Source organism: Candidatus Spongiisocius sp. (genome assembly GCF_965221825.1).
Lineage (GTDB): Bacteria > Actinomycetota > Acidimicrobiia > Spongiisociales > Spongiisociaceae > Spongiisocius.
On the sequence record NZ_OZ244917.1, the window covers coordinates 2,472,106 to 2,490,503 of the forward strand.

At 68.1% G+C, this 18,398-nt stretch carries 14 protein-coding genes; 9 read left to right on the forward strand and 5 right to left on the reverse strand.

From position 1 onward, the window contains the following. Positions 1-76: 76 nt before the first annotated feature. Positions 77-1,606 (reverse strand): vWA domain-containing protein, encoded by a 1,530-nt coding sequence (locus ACOQPD_RS11610; RefSeq protein ID WP_420612112.1) that lies wholly within the window; start codon positions 1,604-1,606, stop codon positions 77-79. A 362-nt stretch (positions 1,607-1,968) separates the two neighbouring features. On the opposite strand from ACOQPD_RS11610, the gene ACOQPD_RS11615 reads away from it, so the two are divergent. From ACOQPD_RS11615 to ACOQPD_RS11630, 4 genes are all read left to right on the forward strand, one after another. Further along, positions 1,969-4,191, forward strand: coding sequence for an MMPL family transporter (locus ACOQPD_RS11615; RefSeq protein WP_420612113.1), 2,223 nt, complete (start codon positions 1,969-1,971; stop codon positions 4,189-4,191). A 517-nt stretch (positions 4,192-4,708) separates the two neighbouring features. Then, positions 4,709-7,081, forward strand: a complete 2,373-nt coding sequence (locus ACOQPD_RS11620) for an ATP-binding protein (protein ID WP_420612114.1) — start codon at positions 4,709-4,711, stop codon at positions 7,079-7,081. Positions 7,082-7,231: 150 nt separating this feature from the next. Further along, positions 7,232-7,702, forward strand: a complete 471-nt coding sequence (locus ACOQPD_RS11625; RefSeq protein WP_420612115.1) for a c-type cytochrome — start codon at positions 7,232-7,234, stop codon at positions 7,700-7,702. Positions 7,703-7,768: 66 nt separating this feature from the next. Continuing rightward, positions 7,769-9,793: an S-layer homology domain-containing protein gene (locus ACOQPD_RS11630; protein WP_420612116.1), complete on the forward strand. Its 2,025-nt coding sequence runs from the start codon at positions 7,769-7,771 to the stop codon at positions 9,791-9,793. A gap of 50 nt (positions 9,794-9,843) precedes the next feature. Here the strand turns inward: ACOQPD_RS11630 and ACOQPD_RS11635 are convergent, their stop codons facing one another. Then, positions 9,844-10,404: a peptidylprolyl isomerase gene (locus tag ACOQPD_RS11635; RefSeq protein WP_420612117.1), complete on the reverse strand. Its 561-nt coding sequence runs from the start codon at positions 10,402-10,404 to the stop codon at positions 9,844-9,846. Between the two features lie 320 nt (positions 10,405-10,724). On the opposite strand from ACOQPD_RS11635, the gene ACOQPD_RS11640 reads away from it, so the two are divergent. Further along, positions 10,725-10,934 carry a hypothetical protein gene (locus ACOQPD_RS11640; protein ID WP_420612118.1) on the forward strand — a complete coding sequence of 70 codons (210 nt, stop codon included), beginning with the start codon at positions 10,725-10,727 and terminating at the stop codon, positions 10,932-10,934. Beyond that, on the forward strand, positions 10,934-12,115 hold the full coding sequence (locus tag ACOQPD_RS11645; RefSeq protein ID WP_420612119.1) for an NAD(P)/FAD-dependent oxidoreductase: 1,182 nt from the start codon (positions 10,934-10,936) through the stop codon (positions 12,113-12,115). Before ACOQPD_RS11640 ends, ACOQPD_RS11645 begins: the two co-directional genes overlap by 1 nt. A 164-nt stretch (positions 12,116-12,279) precedes the next feature. Here the strand turns inward: ACOQPD_RS11645 and ACOQPD_RS11650 are convergent, their stop codons facing one another. Continuing rightward, positions 12,280-12,507 (reverse strand): hypothetical protein, encoded by a 228-nt coding sequence (locus ACOQPD_RS11650; protein ID WP_420612120.1) that lies wholly within the window; start codon positions 12,505-12,507, stop codon positions 12,280-12,282. 37 nt (positions 12,508-12,544) lie between these two features. On the opposite strand from ACOQPD_RS11650, the gene ACOQPD_RS11655 reads away from it, so the two are divergent. Further along, positions 12,545-13,159 (forward strand): hypothetical protein, encoded by a 615-nt coding sequence (locus tag ACOQPD_RS11655; protein ID WP_420612121.1) that lies wholly within the window; start codon positions 12,545-12,547, stop codon positions 13,157-13,159. Between the two features lie 118 nt (positions 13,160-13,277). Next, the gene (locus ACOQPD_RS11660; RefSeq protein WP_420612122.1) at positions 13,278-14,135 is read left to right on the forward strand and encodes an SIMPL domain-containing protein; all 858 of its coding nucleotides are present in this window, start codon (positions 13,278-13,280) and stop codon (positions 14,133-14,135) included. A 39-nt stretch (positions 14,136-14,174) separates the two neighbouring features. On the opposite strand, the gene ACOQPD_RS11665 is transcribed toward ACOQPD_RS11660, so the two are convergent. After that, complete coding sequence (locus ACOQPD_RS11665; protein ID WP_420612123.1) at positions 14,175-15,731, reverse strand: aldehyde dehydrogenase family protein; 1,557 nt, start codon at positions 15,729-15,731, stop codon at positions 14,175-14,177. An 81-nt stretch (positions 15,732-15,812) separates the two neighbouring features. Between ACOQPD_RS11665 and ACOQPD_RS11670 the strand changes: the two genes are divergently transcribed. Next, positions 15,813-16,835, forward strand: coding sequence for a proline racemase family protein (locus ACOQPD_RS11670; protein ID WP_420612125.1), 1,023 nt, complete (start codon positions 15,813-15,815; stop codon positions 16,833-16,835). Between the two features lie 429 nt (positions 16,836-17,264). Here ACOQPD_RS11670 and ACOQPD_RS11675 read toward each other — a convergent pair whose 3' ends face one another. Next, positions 17,265-18,374 carry an NAD(P)/FAD-dependent oxidoreductase gene (locus ACOQPD_RS11675; RefSeq protein WP_420612126.1) on the reverse strand — a complete coding sequence of 370 codons (1,110 nt, stop codon included), beginning with the start codon at positions 18,372-18,374 and terminating at the stop codon, positions 17,265-17,267. Positions 18,375-18,398 lie beyond the last annotated feature (24 nt).

Consider the following 18,398-nt stretch of genomic DNA (forward strand, 5'->3'; position numbering starts at 1 on the left):
GTTCTATTATAACTAGAACTATACCGATTGCAATCTCGACAGGCAGATCCTGTGTCAGGCCTGTCGGGCGGTGGCTTCAGTTGCCCTGCTGGCCGTCCTCGGATGTCTCCGGAGGCTCGATGTCTGCGGCGCCGCGCAGGGCGGCCAGTTCCTCGGCCACCAGGCGCACTATCAGGTCGTCCAGGGACAGTTCCTCGTAGTCGCGCTGGTCGATGTCGGTGGAGGCGCCGGTGGCGCGGCCCCCGGCGCCGTAGGTGAGGAACACGTAGCGGGCGCCGGTGAACTGCGCGAGCTGGCGGAACACGAACTCTGCCTGATCGTCGGTGCCGGAAGACGACACCGGGAAGATCTTGATGCCCCGCCGGGCCGCGTCGCGCATCGAGTCGGTGTAAGGCACCGGGACCTGCCGGAGTATCTGCGGGGGCGCGTCGGCCACCAGGAAGACCAGCTGTACCGCCTCGGAGGCCCAGCGCCACGACGGTCGCGCCAGGGCGTCCGCGAGCGCCTCGTCGAGGGCTTCGGGATAGTCGCCGCCGTCGTAGGCCACGACCGCCGAGAGGGCCTCGGAGAAGTCCCCGATGTCGGGGGTGAAGTCGAACGTCCGGGTGAGGAACTCGTCGCCCTCGTCCCGGTACAGGGTCATGCCCAGGCGCACGTCCACCTCACCGGGGATCCGGTGGATGCGGTGGGCCACCTCGTCGATGGTGATCTTGAGCTGGTATATCTCGTCCTCCATCGAGCCGGTGGCGTCGAGCAGGAACAGGACGTCTAGGGCGACGGTCTCGCCGGCCACGGTGGGCAGGGAGGTCTCGAGGGCGACGCTCTCGCCTCGCTCGGCTGTCGTGCTCGCTCCTCCGGCTGACACGGCGAACGGCCCGTCACCTGCCGCATAGGCCTCCGGGTGGAAGCGGACGGTGCCGTCGGCGGTGGTCCGCAGGCTCACCTCCACCTGGTTCGCGGCCACCACGACCTCGGCGCCTGCCGCCGGAAGGCCGCCGTCGCCGGTAACCGTCACCACTATGCGTCCCGCGGGGTCGAGATCGCGCACCGGGATGCCGAGGCCGAAGAAGCGGGCGCGGTAGGCCAGGTAGTCCTCGAAGCGCTCGTTGTCGTCGATCGACCCGCCCGTGAGCCTCGTCTGGGGTTGTTCCGACTCGTGGACCACCTCATCCGGTTCGTGGACAATCTCATCTTCCGCGGCAGCCGTCGCGGTGGCGGCCGCCGTCGTGGCGGGGGCCCCGGTGGTCGCAGTCTCCGAAGCGGGAGCCGCGGCGGCGGTCTCCTCAACCGCTATCTCGGCAGCCTCGACCGCCATCTCCGCTTCCGCCATCGCTGCCTCCGCGAGGTCTGCCTCGTCGCCGGCGCTCCAGTCGGGCTCACCCTCGGTCCATCCATCGTCGGTGCTCGGAGCGGTATAGCTCTCGGCTGATGGTGTGGGTTCGGGTTCGGGCTCCGGATCGACCGACGGCCGCGGAGTTGTCTCCATAGGGGCAACGGTTGTCGTAATGGTGGTGTCGGCGCTTTCGGAGCTGCAGGCGCCCGCCAGGACGGTGACGACCGCCAGCAGCACGGTCAGGGTTCGGGTGGGGGCATGTGTGGTCTTCATGGTCCTATGACGACGCCGGCCCCCTCCGAGGTTCCCGGCCCCGCCGGATCCCCGCGGATCCCGGGTATGGCACCGTTCCCCGGACCACCGGCACCGGATCCGAATCCCCGGAGCCCGGTGCTCCCGCCTCGCCGGACTGGCCGGATGCCGGTGGTGATATGCGCTAAACCGGGAATCGATGCTGCGCATAACCGGGAATCGCGGCCGAGCAGCAGCATCGGCTCGTGCCACCGGAGAGGTGAGTCGGTACCGGCAGATGGTCGGATTGGTCCCGGGCGTGCGTTAGCCTCGTTCGCTAGATGAGTTGTGGAATCGTGCGCCCCTGCCGCTGTCAGGCCGGGACGCGTCCAGGGGGTTGTTGAGTGCTGGGGCGTCTCACCGACTTCGCCTCCAGCCGCCGTGGCAAGTGGGTGACGGTCGCCATCTGGGTGATCGTGGCCGGCGCTCTGATATCGCAGCTCCCCCGGCTGGACGAGGCCAACGAGAACGAGGCGGCGTTGTTCCTGCCCAGGGACGCCGAGGCGACCCGCGCCTTCCGGTTCGCCCAGGAGCGTTTCCCGGCGGCGGGCACGCCGGTCCTGGTGGTCTTCTCGCAACCGGAGGGTCTGGGGCCTCCCGCCTACGAGGCGGCCGCTGACCTGGCCGGCTGGCTGTCGGGCCCGGAGGCGCCGGACAATGTGGGCCAGGTGCTCAGCCCCGACCCGGTCATGGGTCAGCGGTTCGGCCTGGTGTCACCCGACAACACCGTCATGTACGTGTTCGCGGAGGTGGCCGGCGAACCCGCCGACCCGGCCTTCGGTGACACGGTCGAGGCCATCAGGGACCGCTCGGCCTCGTTCGGCATCAGCGGCGTGGAGGTGGCCGCCGGGGGACCCGGCGGCCTCATAGTCGACCTGATCGGGGTGTTCGCGACGATCGATACCCTGCTGCTAGTGGTGACGGTCGCCCTGGTGCTGGTGTTGCTGATCATCATCTACCGCTCCCCGGTCATGGCCACGATCCCGCTGCTGGGGGTGGGCCTGGTCTTCCAGATGGCAGGCGCCATAGCCGCCTGGTATGCGATCCGCTACGGGATACCGGTCTCCGGGCAGACGACCGGCATCATGACCGTGGTCCTCTTCGGCACGGGCACCGACTACGTGCTCTTCGTGTCGGCGCGGTTCCGGGAGGAGCTGACCCGCCACGAGGATCGGCACGAGGCGATGCGAAGGACCATGCGCGGCGTGGGCGGCGCGGTCGCCTCGGCGGGCATGACGATCCTGGTCGCCTGCGCGGCGCTCTGGCTGGCATCGCTGCGTTCCTATCAGGCATTGGGCCCCGTCATCGCTCTCGCCGTGGCATTGATGATGCTGGCCGCTGTCACCCTCATCCCGGCGGCATTGACGATCATCGGGAGGCGCGCCTTCTGGCCCCGCCAGCCCCGGTTCGAGGCCGACGAGCCGGCGCGGGCCGACTGGCGGCGCAGCGTGTACGGCCGGGTCGGAGCGGTCGTCGTCCGGAGACCGGGCCTGACCCTGGCCGTGACGTGCGCCGGCCTGGCCGTGCTGGTGGCGGGACTGGCTCCGTATCGCGCCAACTACGACCAGTTGGAGAGCCTGCCGCAGAATGCGGAGTCGGTCCGCAGCTTCGAGCTGCTGCGAGGCGGGTTCCCCGGTGGCGAGCTGTCTCCGACCCAGCTCTACGTCGACCTGCCCTCCGGCGCGGGCGTGCTGGATCCCTCCACCATCGACAAGCTCGACGCCCTCACGCTCGGACTCGCCGGCCATCCGGCCGTGGCGGACATCTCCGGTCCGAGCCGGCCATTCGGCGCGGAGGGCCCGGAGGCATCCCAGCTGCCGCCGGGAAGCGGGATGCGGTTCGTGTCCGCCGACGGGGGAGCGGCCCGCATCGAGATAGTGCTCGAGGCGAGACCGTTCTCCGAAGAGGCCCTCGACGCCCTGCCCGGCCTGCGCTCCGCCGCCCGCGAGCAAGCCGCCGCGGCGGGTCTGCCCGCCGCGAGCGTGCTGATCGGCGGGGACACGGCGGAGGCCTACGACACCAGGACGGCGGGCAACCGGGACTCGCTCGTGGTGCTCCCGCTCATCCTCCTGGCCATAGGCATGGTCCTGGCATTGCTGCTGCGCTCGCTGATCGCTCCCATCTACCTGATGGCCACCATCGCCTTCACCTACTTCGCGACGCTGGGGCTCGTGACGGTGGTGTTCATCGTCCTGGTGGGTCACGCCGGGATCGGTCCGGCGGTCCCGTTCTACCTGTTCGTGTTCCTCAACGCCCTGAGCGTCGACTACAACATCTACCTGATGTCGCGCATCCGCGAGGAGGCGCGGAAGGCCCCGCTCGGAGAGGCGACCCGCCACGCCCTGGCCCGCACCGGGCCGGTCATCACCTCGGCGGGGATCATCCTCGCCGGCACCTTCTCCGCCCTGATGACCCTGCCCCTCCAGGATCTGCTGCAGCTCGGATTCGGGGTGGCGATAGGAGTGCTGATGGACACGTTCATCACCCGCACCCTGATAGTCCCGTCGCTGGTATCCCTGCTCGGCCGCTGGAACTGGTGGCCCACCCGCCTCACACCGTCGCCGTGAGAGACAGCCGCCTCTAGGGGAAAGGCTTCCGCCGGCGTATGGATGACGAGCATGGTTTCTGCTCCCCGGTGATGGATCAACGACCTCGACAACGTGAACAACTGACCTGAATCCACCACATACCACGGGCCTACAGGTGTCATTCATGAGGGGTCGTTCACTACTCCCAGGACGCGTGTGAGGATTGGACCATGCCGCACCCATGGCGGTGGCCTCTCTGTAGAATTGGTGCTGGCGGACGGGTCCATGCCCCGCAGACAGGTTCGGTAGGGATGTCCGCCACCCGCCGTGTCGCTGGCCGGGGATCGCCGCAGCCTGATGGGCTGATCGGTGTCATAGACCCGGGTACTCGGCTCGATGAACTGCCGGCGCAGCGTCGGTGTATGGAGAGCTGAACACGCACAGCGAAGGATGAGTGTGAACATATGGTGAAATCCGGAGAGACAGCCACATCGCTGCCCTCGCAGGGTTGCCCGGGTCGTGCCCGGGCCCGCGAGGCGACAGGGTCGGTCGCGACATGACCGTTGTGAGCGACGGCGAACGCCTGCGGGCTGAAAACGAGACTCTGCGGGCTCGCCTCTCCAGCTTGACCGATGCAATCCTGCGGATCAGCGAGGATCTCGACCTCGACACCGTCCTCCAGGAGGTCACGGACGGTGCCGGGTCGCTTACCGAGGCGCGCTACACGGCGCTCACCACCTATGACGAGTCGGGCGACATACGGGACTTGCTGATCTCCGGTCTGGGCGCCGAGCAAACCGAGCAGATGCTGGGGTACTCGATGGGCCCGGCCGTTCTCGCATATCTCAGGGAGCTCAGGGAGCCCCTGAGGACCCGGGATTTCGTAGCTCACGCCGACGCGGCCGGCTTCCCCGACTTCCCGGTCAAGATAGGGGCGTTTCTGAGTGCGCAGATCCGGGTCCGTGACCGCCTCGTGGGAAACATCTACATAGGGGAGAAGGTAACCGGCGGCGAGTTCACTCGTGATGACGAGGAGACGCTGCGGATGTTCGCCTCGCAGGCAGCGCTGGCCATAACCAACGCGCACCGTTACGGCGAGGAGCAGCAGACCAAGGCCGATCTCGAGGCCCTGGTCAACACATCGCCGGTGGGGGTGCTGGTCCTCGATGCTGCCACCCGTGATGTGGTGAAGATCAACGACGAGGCATGCCGGCTCATCGGCATCGGATCCGGTGATGACGAGGACCTCGCACGCGCCCTCGACGAAGTCGAGTTCCGGCGCCTGGACGGAGCGGTGGTGTCGCCCGACGAGGTCCCCCACGAACGGTCGGCGCGCACCGGCGAGACCGTCCGGGCCGAGGAGTTGGTGCTCGGCTCCCCCTCCGGCGACCGGGTGACCACCCTTATCAACAGCACGCCGATCCGCTCCGAGGGCGACCAGCTTGCCACGGTGGTGGTCACCATCCAGGACATCACGCCGCTGGAGGAACTGGAGCGGCTGCGTACCGACTTCCTGGGGATGGTAAGCCACGAGCTCAGGACGCCTTTGACCTCGATCAAGGGTTCCGCCGCCACCGTGCTGGGCGCCAGGTCGCCGCTCGACCCGGCCGAGACACGCCAGTTCTTCCGCATCATCGAGGAACAGGCCGACCACATGCGGGACCTGATCAACAATCTGCTGGACCTGACCCGCATCGAGGCCGGGACCCTTTCGGTGGTCGCCGAGCCGACCGATGTCGCGGCTCTGATCGAGCAGGCGAGGAATGCCTTCCTCAGCGGCGGCTACCGCAACAACATCGAGATCGACGTGGCGCCCAACCTGCCGCGAGTCGCCGCGGACGGCCAACGGATCATCCAGGTCCTCCACAATCTGTTCTCCAACGCGTCCAAGTACTCCCGAGATTGGTCTCCGATCCGGGTGACGTCCCGGCGGGAGGACACTCACGTCGTGACGTCGGTGGCCGACGAAGGCAGGGGTATCGCAGGCGAGGACCTACCACACCTGTTCACCAAGTTCTCGCGGATCGAGGCGGGTGGAGAGCACCGGGTCGGCGGTCATGGCCTCGGCCTTGCCATCTGCCGGGGCATCGTGGAAGCCCACGGAGGCCGGATCTGGGCGGAGAGCGACGGGGACGGGAAAGGTACCCGGTTCATCTTCACCATCCCCGCCGTCAACGGAGCCATCCCCGACAGGTCGTACGACTCCGCCGATGGACCGACGGAGTCCGAGGACGGGCGTCGGGCGCGCGAGCGTATTCTGGTGGTGGACGACGATCCCCAGATACTGCGCTACGTACGCAACACCCTCTCCGAGGCCGGATACAGACCGGTGGTCACCGGCGATGTGGACGAGGTGAGCAGCCTGCTGGAGTCGGAGAGGCCCCAACTCGTGCTGGTGAATCTGGTCCTGCCGGGAATCGACGGATTCGAGTTGTTGAGACGCATCCGGACCGACTCCCACGTCCCGGTCATCGTCCTCTCGGGGCGCGGAGGGGGCCAGGACATCGCCAAGGCATTCGAGTTGGGCGTAGCAGACTATGTGGTGAAACCGTTCTCGCCTGCGGAGCTCGTGGCCCGGATAGGGGCCACGCTGCGCCAGGCGGCGGCCTACCCGCATGGCGGGCTCGAGCCGTACACCTGCGGCGACCTGGTCATCAACCACTTGGAGCGCTCGGTGACCGTGGCCGGCAAACCCGTGCGCCTCACACCCACCGAGTACAAGCTGCTGTTCGAACTCTCGCGGTTCCCCGGACGGGTGCTGACCCACGACCAGCTGCTGAACAGTGTGTGGAGCGAGGACCGCCCGGCCGATCAGCGCCTGCTCCGCTCGTTCGTCAAGAACGTGCGCCAAAAGCTGGGCGACGATGCCAGGAACCCCTCATACATCTTCACCCAGTCGGGCGTCGGATACCGCCTTTCCAAGGCCTAAAGGGGCGGTCCATGGCCCGGGCTCGGGCGACCGACCGCTCGGGCGCGGAGGTGGTGGGTGCAGCGCCGGCAGGGGGCCACGCCCACGGACGCCCGGCGCCACATTACGATGCTTGTCACCTCATACCCCCGGACGGAAGGCGTTGGACGGATGTTCCGCAGCCGGTTGGGACCCGCGCTTCGACCAGCCCTGCTCGCCGTTCTGGCGAGTGTTCTCTGGATGGGGTGTTCGGGTGGCGAGGACGATGAGTACGCGGTCGGCGCCACGCCCGACGCGGGGGCGGTGCCGGTCGCCGTGCCGGAGTTGTCGGATGTGGCTCGTCTCGGCGCCGAGTTGTTCGCCGCCAGTTGCTCGGAATGCCACGGATCCACTGCCGGAGGGTCGTCGCAGGGCCCGCCGCTGGTGGACAAGATATACGAGCCTGGCCATCACGCAGACTTCAGTTTCCACCGCGCTGTCAACCAGGGATCGCCCCAACACCACTGGAACTTCGGCGACATGGAGCCCGTGCCCGGCCTGTCACCCGAGGAGGTGGACCAGGTCATCTGCTACGTACGGGAGCTGCAGTACGCCAACGGGATCTTCACCGATCCGGCGGGTCTGGCGGTCTGCCAGGCCTGAGGCCGGTCCGGATCGGGCGACATCGGGCCGCAGTCCGGTGACGCCGGCCGTGGACGGGTGGCCCGCTTGCTGACGGATCGTGCCAGCATTCGTCGGGTGCTCCGGCGGATGCTGCTCACGGTGGTCCTGGTGGGTCTGGTTCCCGCCCTGGCCGCCGGTGCCCAGAGTGGTGATGGGTTCGTCTTCGAGGGTGCGGGCTGGGGCCACGGTGTCGGCATGAGCCACTGGGGCGCCTACGGGCAGGCGCTCGCCCATCCGGCGAAGCCGGGCGAGGACATCGCCGCCTACTACTTCCCCGGTTCGGCGCCGGCGACCATGCGGGATCTCTCCCTGCCCAACGACCTGCTGTACACGCTGAAGAACCCGCTGTGGATCAATCTGAGGTCCCAGGTCACGCTGCTGGAGTTCACCGCCGTAGGAGGCCCGCTCGAGCTGTGTCTCGCAGACGACGGTGCGGGTCCGTGCCCGAAGCCGGAGCATCCACAGGCGGGGGAGCGGTGGGAGTTCCGCCGTATCGCCCGCGGCGAGTGCGGCTTCTTCCAGGGGGGTGAGTTGCGGGGGACGGCAGGTGATTGCCGGGCCTCCATCTCGTGGCCCGACGCCGATGGGGTCCGGCTCCGCCACGGTGAGAGCAGAGCCAAGCTGTGCGCATCCCGCACCAACGAGATCTGCGAGTACCGGCACGGGGAACTGAAGATACGGGACGACCCCGTGGAGGTGGGTTTCCACGTGGTCCTGGCGATCGGGATGGAGGACTACCTCAGAGGGGTTGCGGAGGTGCTGGACCACTGGGAGGCGCCGGGGGTGAACGAGGCCCAGGCCGTCGCGTCCCGCTCGTACGCGGCCTACAAGTTCTTCGAGTGGGAGACCGGGCCGCGCCCGGCCGATCCCGACGAAGACCCGGGAATCAGCGCCGCCCGCAAGGACAGATGCTGGTGCCATCTCTACGACAACACCAGGGACTTCAATTACATCGGCTGGGCCAAGGAGACCCGATCCAACGGGCAGCCCTGGCTCGACGGGGTGGAGGCGACCAGGGGTCGGGTGCTCACCTACTTCGGTGACGAGTGGGAGAAGTTCACCAAGGCGGGGATCATCCAGTCCTTCTTCTCCGCCTCGTCCGGCGGGTTCACCCGCAGCAACGTGTACGGGTTCTTCACCGAGTGGAACGGTAATCCGCCGTCCCAACGTGAATGGCCCTACCTGGCGCCGGTCGCGGACCCCTGGGACATCGACCCGGCGGTGGGCAACCCGAACGCCTCCTGGGAGCGCCGGGTGAGCGCCTCGACTCTGGCGGGCCTGCTGGGCTGGGAGGAGGTGACCGAGGCGGCCCTGGTGTCGACGGAGTCCGTGTCCTCGCCCACCCGGGTCATGTTCCGCGGCGTCCGCGACGGGAAGCCCGTGTCGACCACGGTCGCCGGGGACTGGCTACGCACCGGCCTGGGACTCAAGTCCTCCGTCATCACGGCGATCGACGGCGTGGCGCCGCCTCCGGTCGATGAACCTGAGGACCCCGGCGCATCCCCCGACCCGGACTACTTCGACGACGACGACGGCGGCGTGCACGAGCCTTCGATCAACCGGTTGGCGGCTGCGGGCGTTCTCGACGGCACCGAATGTGGTGAGCGGCGCATCTGTCCTAGAGCGCCGGTCAGGCGTTGGGAGATGGCGGTGTGGGTGGTCCGTGTGCTCGGCGAGGTGTCCTCAGACGCCGGCTCCCGGTTCGCGGATATGGATGCCGATTCCTGGTGGGCGAGCTACGTGGAGCGCCTGGCGGAGCTCGAGGTGACCAAGGGATGCGGTACGGATCCACTGCGCTACTGCCCCCAGGACCCGGTCACGCGGTCGCAGATGGCCAGCTTCCTGGTGCGGGCCTTCGATCTGGACGCTGCGGCGCCGGCCGGATTCGCCGACACCGCGGGCAACACCCACGAGCCCGACATCGATGCGCTGGCGGCGGTCGAGATCACGGTTGGTTGCGATACCGATCCCCTGCGCTACTGCCCGAACGATCCGGTCACGAAAGGGCAGATGGCCAGCTTCCTGGTGCGGGCTCTCGATCTCCGGTCTGGGTCGACCGGTGGCGTCTGAGAGTCCGGGATCGCGCTCGGTCCGGTGGCGTCCGAAGCCGGGCGTGCGGGCTATTCGGACTCCGCGATCGTCACCGAGTTGATCGTCACGTCGGTCAGGGGGCGGTCGTTGCGGCCGGTCGGGACCTTCTGCATGGCGTCCACCACGTCCAGGCCGTCGGTCACCTTGCCGAACAGCGAGTACAGCGGCGGCAGGCGGGTGCCGTCGGAGCCGCTGATGATGAAGAACTGGCTGCCGTTCGTGTTGGGCCCCGAGTTGGCCATGGCCAGCGAGCCCAGCTCGTAGCGGCCGGGTTCGGGAAGCTCGTCGCGGAAGCGGTAGCCGGGGCCGCCCCGGCCCGTGCCGGTGGGGTCGCCGCCCTGGCAGACGAAGCCCTTGATGATGCGATGGAAGATCACGCCCTCGTAGTAGTGGTAGCGGGCGAGAAACACGAAGTTGTTGACGGTGAGGGGCGCAGCGGCGGCGTCCAGGGCGATGGTGATCGATCCCATCGACGTGTCCATCACCGCGGTGTAGGACTTGGCGGCGTCGATGCACATCGGCGGAGGCTTCGGGAACTGGCGCTGGACCGGGCTTGATCCATCCGCGGCGGGGCAGGGTATGTCGGACACGGGTGGGCTCCTCAACGTTGGTCTGGGCGGAAAAGGCCGGGTAACCCTAACCGCGATAAGTCCGGGAGCTCCACCACCTCTATTCTGGCCCTGCGAATCGGTCGAGGAGAGCGGCGAATGGTTGACCCAATCGAGTTCCCCGTGGAAGGGAGACCGGCGGCGCAAAGTGCCCCCAGCGACAGCAAGGCCAGTTGGAAGGAGAGTGTCCGGAAAGCCGTGCCAAGCGACGCCGCGTTTCTCGGAGATCGTCCGCTCCGCGTCCGGATCGACTTCTACCTCAGCGGGAAGCCCCCCGTAACAAGCTCCCTGACGTCGACAACATGATCCCCCCGATCCTCAACGCTCTTGAGGGATCCCGCGACGACAGAGGATCTCTCTACGCCGACGACAATACGATCGAAGAAATACGCGCCCGCAGGATCGATCGGGACGAACGCGAGCCCGACCGCGACGAAGCGTCCAACAAGCTACGGCGCGCATTGGACCGGTGGGATGAATTCGTGCTCATAAGAGTGGCACCCGCTCGCTGATGGCCGCCAATAGGGACCTTCCCGCCGGTGCGGAGTTGGTGATCATCGGCGCCGGGATCGTGGGCGCGTCCACGGCGTTCTGGGCGGCCCGGGCCGGGATGTCGCCGGTGGTTCTCGAGGCCCGGCCGGTTCCCGCTTCGCTCACCACTCCGGCCTCCACCGGGGCCTTCCGGCTGCAGTTCGACAACCGGGAGGAGACCGAGCTGGTGCGGGAGACGGTCGACCTGATCCTGAACTTCTCGGAGATCGCCGGCCAGGACGCGGCGCCGCTGGCGATCAGGCAGCCGGGGTACCTCTGGGCGACCACGTCCGAGGACAGGGCTGCGGAGCAGGGCCGGCTGGTGGCCCGTCAGCATTCCTGGGGGCAGACCGACATCGAGATCCTGGATGGGGACGAGGCCAGGCGCAGGTTCCCCTACCTGAGCCCTGAGGTGGTGAGTGCACGCTACCGGGCGGATGACGGCTTCGCTGACCCCAGGCCCCTGACCCTCGGGCTGTTACGGGCGTCGGGCGCCCCTCTCCACGTTTCGTGCCGGGTGGTGTCGCTCCGGGAGCATCCCTCGGGAGGCTTCGAAGTCGGCACTAATAGGGGTCATCTCCGGGCCGAGCAGGTGGTGATAGCCGCCGGACCCTTCACCGCCGAGTTGGCCGCTCTCCTCGGGGTGGCATTGCCGTTGGAGGTGAAGCCCCGCCACAAGGTGGTGGTGCCCGACCTGGCGCGGGTGCCGCCCGACGCTCCCATGACCATCGATGACGACACGGGCACGCACTGGCGTCCCGCCCTGGCGGGCGCCGCGTTGCTGGACGCCGCGCCTCGTGGGCCGGGGAGGGAGCCCGTGGAGGATGTCCCTCCCAGCTCCGGCATGGCGTTCAGGGTGCTGGATCCCTCCAGTCCGGACGCGGCCGCCCGGGTCAGTCCTTTCTGGGGCGAGGCCTGGAATCAGGGAGAGCTCTCCTGGATGGTCCACTCGGGACAGTACGTGATGAGTCCCGACCACCGCCCCCTGATCGGGCAGGCTTCCATCGCTGGTCTGTGGGTCAACAGCGGCTACTCGGGGCACGGCATAATGTGCTCCCCGGCGGGGGGCCGCATCCTGGCCGACCTGATCACCGGCCGGCTGGAGGATTCCCCCTTCGCCCTCGACCGGACCTTCGTGAAGCGGAGCCTGGACCAGATCTAGGCCTGATATCCGGCAGCTTCGTGCCATGACGGCCCGAACTTAATGCACCAGGCACCACCAGCGGTGCCCTGTTCCTCAGGTTGGTGGCGCCGCTGGTGGTGCGGTGTTCCTCGAGTTCCGGCGGTCACCCCCGGTGCACGGGTTTGCGCCCATCTCGGACAGGCTCAGGCGAGGTCATCCAGTAGCTGCTCGACGAGGTCCTCGGCATAGGGGGCGGCTTCGGTCAGGCGGTTGCCGAACCTGTCGAGGAGCATGAAGTCGGAGGTGCTGTTCATTCCGTAGTGATCCCAGGCGTCGCGTGACTCGCTCCAGAGCGCCGTGAACATCACACCCTTGGTGACCACGAATTCCTGCGCCGCCTCGAGGGTGCCGATACCGCCTACTCCGATCACGGTAAGGCGGTTGGAGTTCTGCCGAGCGAACCGCTCGATGGCCGGGGCTTCCTCCCGGCACGTCTCTCAGAACGGGGACCAGAACCAGAACATCAAGGGCTTCTCGCCCTTGACGACTGATCGCAGGCTGACCAGATCTCCGGTGGCCGCGTCGAACATCTCGATGTCGGGCACGTCACCGGAGATCGCCACCGTGGTCGTGGTCGTCGCCGGTGCCTCAGTGGTGGTCGTCGTGGGGGACGCTTCCGTCGTGGTGGTCGTCGCCGGTGCCTCGGTGGTGGTCGTGGTCGGCGCTTCGGTGGTGGTGGTCGTTGCGGTCTCGGCTGCCGCGGTCGTGGTGGTGGACGGCTCGGTGGTGGCGGGCGTCTCATCGGAGGTCACATCGGCCGCGGTGGATGAGGTGGTCGCCGAGGTGGTAGAAGCGGTCTCGGGTTCGGTGGCGGCGAGCGAGGTGGTGGTGGTGGTACCGGGTGGCTGGGAAGTGCTCCGGACGGTCGCCTCCGTACGCCCTACGGTGGTGGTCGGGCTGTCCGTGGGCGGGCTGGTGGCGGTACCGGTGGCGTCTCCGCCGCAGGCCATGACCGCGCCTGCGACGAGCGCCATAGCTATGACCGATGGGATCAGCCGCAAGTCCGTTCCGGTACGTGGATGAGCAGTGTCCGTTCCAGGATACCCCGCTGCTAGGGATAGCCACCGGCTAGGTTTCGAAGACTTGGGAATCGAGCATCGACTTGGTCGAGCGCCCGCCGGCAACGATCTGGAGGATGGACATGAGAGAAGCGATACATAGTCCGGGGGTGTCCCGAATGGTCATGGCGGGGCTGGTGGCGCTCATCGTGCTGGCCCTGGTCAGCGCACCCGCGCTCCTGCCCTCGGCGCGCGCGGAAGATGGCGACGGCGGCGCGTCGGCCACGCCCGCCGAGGTCAAGGAGGAGCTGACCGAGCTGGCGGTGGAGGGCGTCGGCAGGCGCAGCGTCAGCTACGACGGAGCCTTCGGCCGGTTCACGGTGAGCGTGTTGCGTGACTCGCTCATCACCGCGGTTTCGGACGGGAACCGGTCGGTCCAGGCCATCGCTGACGCGGTCGCCGAGAACTGCACGAAGACGGAGCCCGAGGGCGCGGATCACACGACGCCGCCGACCTGCATCTCCCCGAACGGACTGCAGACGGTGGGCATCCGCATCGAGGAGGAGTTCGACTGGACCGAACAGGGCCGGGTATCGCGCGGCTTCCGCTACGAGAACCGGCTGTCGATCGCCATCCGCGGCACGGGGTTCGCCGGCGGGCTGGTCGATATGGTCATCACGAGCGGGGGAGACAACGTCCGCTTCGACGGGTTGGACTTCACCGTCTCCCGCCGCGCCGAGTTCGAGCGGCTTGCCCTGCTCGATGCCATCGACGATGCCCAGGCGATCGCCCGGGCCATCGCCGGACACATGGGTTACGAGATCGTGCGGATCGTCAGGATCACCCCGGGTGCCGGATTCGATCCCTACGCAGTCGAGAGGTTCTCGGGGGACGATTCGCCGGCGGCGGAGGCGGCATCGGAGCCCACGCCCGTGTTCGGAGGCGCCGAGGTGGTTACATCCCGGGTCTCGATGGTCTTCGAGCTACGACCCAAGTCATAGCGGTCTTCGAGCGCCGCCGGTAGGTGGGAACGGGTCGGACTACTCCTGGATCACGGTGCGGGCTTGTTCCCGCACGTAGGAGCGCATGTACCAGGGGCCGCCGCTGCCGGCTCCCGAGGTGCCCGAGCCCTTCCAGCCGCCGAAGGGCTGGATGTCCGGCCACGCCCCGGTGGTGGACCCGGCCCGGCGGTTGGCGTAGACCACTCCGGCCTGGATGCGCTGGAAGAACCGGTTCACCTCCTCGTCGCTGCCGGCGAATACTCCGGCGGTGAGCCCGAAGACGGTGTCGTTGGCCTTGTCGATGCCTTCGTCCAGGGAGTCCACCGGAGTCACGGCCACGAAGGGCACGAACAGTTCCTTCTCCCAGATCCAGGTCTCCTCCGGCGCGGTCACGACGGTGGGCTGGACGAAGTTTCCCCGCTCCAGGTCCCCGTCCGTCACGACCTCGCCGCCGGAAAGGATCTCGCCCCCCGCTTCCTTCACGGCGTCCACCGCCGACCGGAAGCGGTCGACCGCGTCCCGGTCGATGACGGGTCCCACGAAGGTGTCGCGCCGGCGCGGGTCGCCGACTTGTAGCTCGCCGGTCTTGCCGGCGAGCAGGTTGACGAACTCCTGGTAGGCGGGCCTTTCCACGTAGACGCGGGAGTTGGCCGAGCACTTCTGCCCCGACAGGCCGAAGGCGGCCCTCATCACCCCCTCCGCGGCCAGTTCGAGGTCGGCGCTGGCCGTGACCACGGCCGGGTTCTTCCCGCCCATCTCGCATACCACCGGCTTGGGACGGCCGGCGGCCACCGTCCGGTAGAGGTACATGCCTACGTCATAGGAGCCGGTGAACGTGACCCCGTCCACGTGATCGTGATGGGCGAGCCGGTCCCCGGCCTCGTCGCCGCCGGTCACCACCTGCAGGGCGCCGGTGGGCAACCCGGCCCGGTAGTAGATGTCGGCAAGCAGCAGCGATCCCAGGGCGCCGGTGTTGGACGGCTTGAGGACCACGGTGTTGCCGGTAAGGAGCGCTGCCGATGTGGGGCTGGCCACCAGCGCCATCGGGAAGTTGAAGGGGGAGATGATCGCCCACACTCCCCAGGGGCGCAGTACCGAATGGTTGGTGTCCCCCACCCCGTACTGGCCCATGGCCGTTTCCATTCCCCCGGCCTCGTCCAGGCGGTCGCAGTAGTAGTTGGCGAAGGCGACCGCCTCGGATACGTCCCCCAGCGCCTCGAGCCGGTTTTTCCCGATCTCGAGGCTCAGGAAGCCGGCCAGGACAGGGGTCTCCTCGTCCAGGATGTCGGCCGCCCGCCGGATGATGGCCACCCGCTCCTGCCAGGGCGTCGCCTCCCACTGGGGTTGGAAGGCGCGGGCCGCCGCCACGGCATCGTCCACATCGTCATCGGAAGCCTGGGAGTAGACACCCACCACCAGTTCGGAGTCGATAGGGGAACGTTCGGTGTAGGTCTCGGCGGTGTACCGCTTCTCGCCGTCGATCAGCAGCGGGTGCGTCTGCCCGATCTGATCGCTCGCGGCGGCGAGACCCTCCTCGTAGGCCTGATGGAGTGCCGGGTCGTCCGCCGACATCGTGGCATAGGTGATCTTTCCCATGGTGTATTTTCCTTTGAGCGAATAGCCGGAGAGGGAGCCCCGAAAATCTAGCATGCGCCGCCTCGATCCCAATTCCGCCGGATGACATTCGCCCGCCGCGTGCGCGTGGTCGACTCCCACACGGCCGGGGAGCCCACCAGGGTGGTGGTAGGAGGCTTCCCGGAGCTGGCGGGCCCCTCCCTGCCGGAGAAGGAAGCGGACCTCCTGGCTGACCATGCCGACCTGATCAGGTTGCTGGTCGGCGAGCCGCGGGGCCACGCGCCCTGGCATGCCGTCCTGCCGCTGCCGCCGCTCCATCCCGATGCCGACCTATCCGTATTGATCCTCTCCGCCCTCGGATCCCTCACCATGTGCGGGCACGCCCTGATCGGCACGGTCACCACCCTCCTGGAGACGGAGCGGATCCCGGCTCGGGAACCGGCTACCGAGGTGGTGGTGGAGACCTTGAGCGGCCTGGTCAGGGCCGAGGCGCGGGTGGACGGGGGGAAGGTCCGCTCGGTGAGGTTCCGGGGAGTGCCGTCCTGGGTGGCGGTCACCGGGCTGGAGGTGGAGGTCGGCGGCCGGACCTTCTGTGTGGACATCGCATTCGGCGGGATCTGGTTCGCCCTGGTGAGGGTGGAGCAGACCGGTGTGCCGATCGCGGTGGAGTCGGTGCCCGGCCTCGTGGCGCTCAGCCACCGGATCCGGCTGGAGGTCAACCGGGTGCTCGGCGAGCGTACCGGCCGGCCGCCGGGAACGCCGGGACGGGTCGACCAACTGCTCTATGTGGGACCGCCGTCGAGCCCTGGAGCGGACGGGCAGAACCTGGCCACCTCCACGGGTCTGGGTTTCGACCGCTCCCCCTGCGGGACCGGGTGCTGCGCCCGCATGGCCTGGCACTTCGCGAGGGGGGAACTGGCCGTGGGGGACACCTTCGTCCACGAGAGCGTCCTCAACACGATGTTCACCGGCACGATCCAGGCCGAGACGGAGGTTGCCGGACGCCGGGCGATCATCCCCACGATCACCGGTTCCGCCTACCTCACCGGCTTCAACGAGCTGGTCCTCGACAGCGACGACCCCCTGGGCGCCGGGTTCCTCCTCCCCGCCGCCGGTGGCGACTAGCTGCCCGCTGCCGGGCCCTGACCCGCTGCCTACCACCCCCTGCTGTCAGAGTCCTGAGCCTGGCCGCGTGCCGCGCCCCGGAGCACTCCTGCGTGACGCGGGCCTGAAGCCCCGACAAGGGGGTTGAACTTGTCACAGACCCGTCGCATACTGTCCGGCAGTCACAAGCACCACCGGTCGGCTGCTATGGACGTCCAGCGGACCGGAGTCGGGATCAATCCGGGAGCGCCCCGGCCGGGGATGGCGGGAACGCGCCCGGATCGAAGGAGGTGGTGGCTGGGGGATGGGCCCGCTGGGGAGGGGCGTGTCCCGCCGTTTTTCGCGTTCTTACTCGGGTGCTCGGAGTGTTTCCGGCTGTGTTTTCGCGTTCTTCGGGCTGGGCGCCGGGCTCTGTGTAATCGACGCCGGAAGATGACGCCGCGAGTCCGGTCAGATGACCGCGGTTTCCGGAAGGACCTGCCCGGTCTCGAAGCGTTCCATGTCGAATGGGGACAGGTCGAAGGTCGGTTCGGAGCCGAGGACCAGCTCCGAGAGGTGTTCTCCCACCACCGGTCCCTGCTGGAATCCGTGCCCGCTGAAACCGGTGGCGTAATGCAGCCGGTCTATCCCCGGAGCGGTACCGATGATGGCGTTGTTGTCGGGGGTCACGGCGTAGTACCCCCACCAGTTGTGGGTCACTTCCATCTCGATCAGGGCCGGCGCCCGGTTGATGACGGCCGGCGCCAGGTCCTCGATCGTCTGCGCCCTCCCGCCCATGGCCAGTCCCTTCGCCTCCCGGTGGAAGTAGAAGCCGGTGGCGAAGTCGATCACCAGCGGCAACCGGAGCGGGAAGGGGTCCGAGCCCCTGGTCAGCCAGATGTGGCGCTTGACCGGCCGCACCGGCATGCGGATACCGAGCGGCGCCGCCAGCCGGGGGCTCCACACCCCTGCGGTCAGCACCACTTCGGGGGCCGAGACGAACCCGTCCGCGGTGGACACCCCCCGTATCCGCCCGTTCGACATGACGATCGTGGTCACCTCACAACCCTGGACGATGGCGGCGCCGTGGCGGGAGGCGGCCCGTGCGTAGCCGAGCGCCACCGACTCCGGCGTACATGTGCCGTCCCAAGGGCAGAAGGTGGCCGCTGCCACGTCGTGTGTGCGGATTCCCGGCACCATGTCGAGCGCAGCCTCGGCGGTGATCAGTTCCGACGGAACCCCGAGCGACCTCTGCAGGGATACCGCACGGCTGAAGGTGTCCACCTCGGATTCGCGGAGCAGGAACAGGTAGCCGTGCTGCTTGAGATCGATGCCGGTCCCGAACTCAGCTTCGAACCTCTCGAGCCGGCGGATGTTCTCGACTGCCATCCGGACGTTCAGTTCGTCCGAGAACTGCGCCCGGAAGCCGCCGGCGGCCTTTCCGGTGGAGCCGGAACCTATCGTGTCCCGCTCCAGCACGACAACCTTCACCCCTGCGGCAGCCAGGTGGTAGGCGGCGGATGTGCCCATGATGCCGCCACCGATGACCACCACCGCGGCGGATGAAGGAAGTTCTGCCATATCCGCTCCGGGTCCATGGGTGCG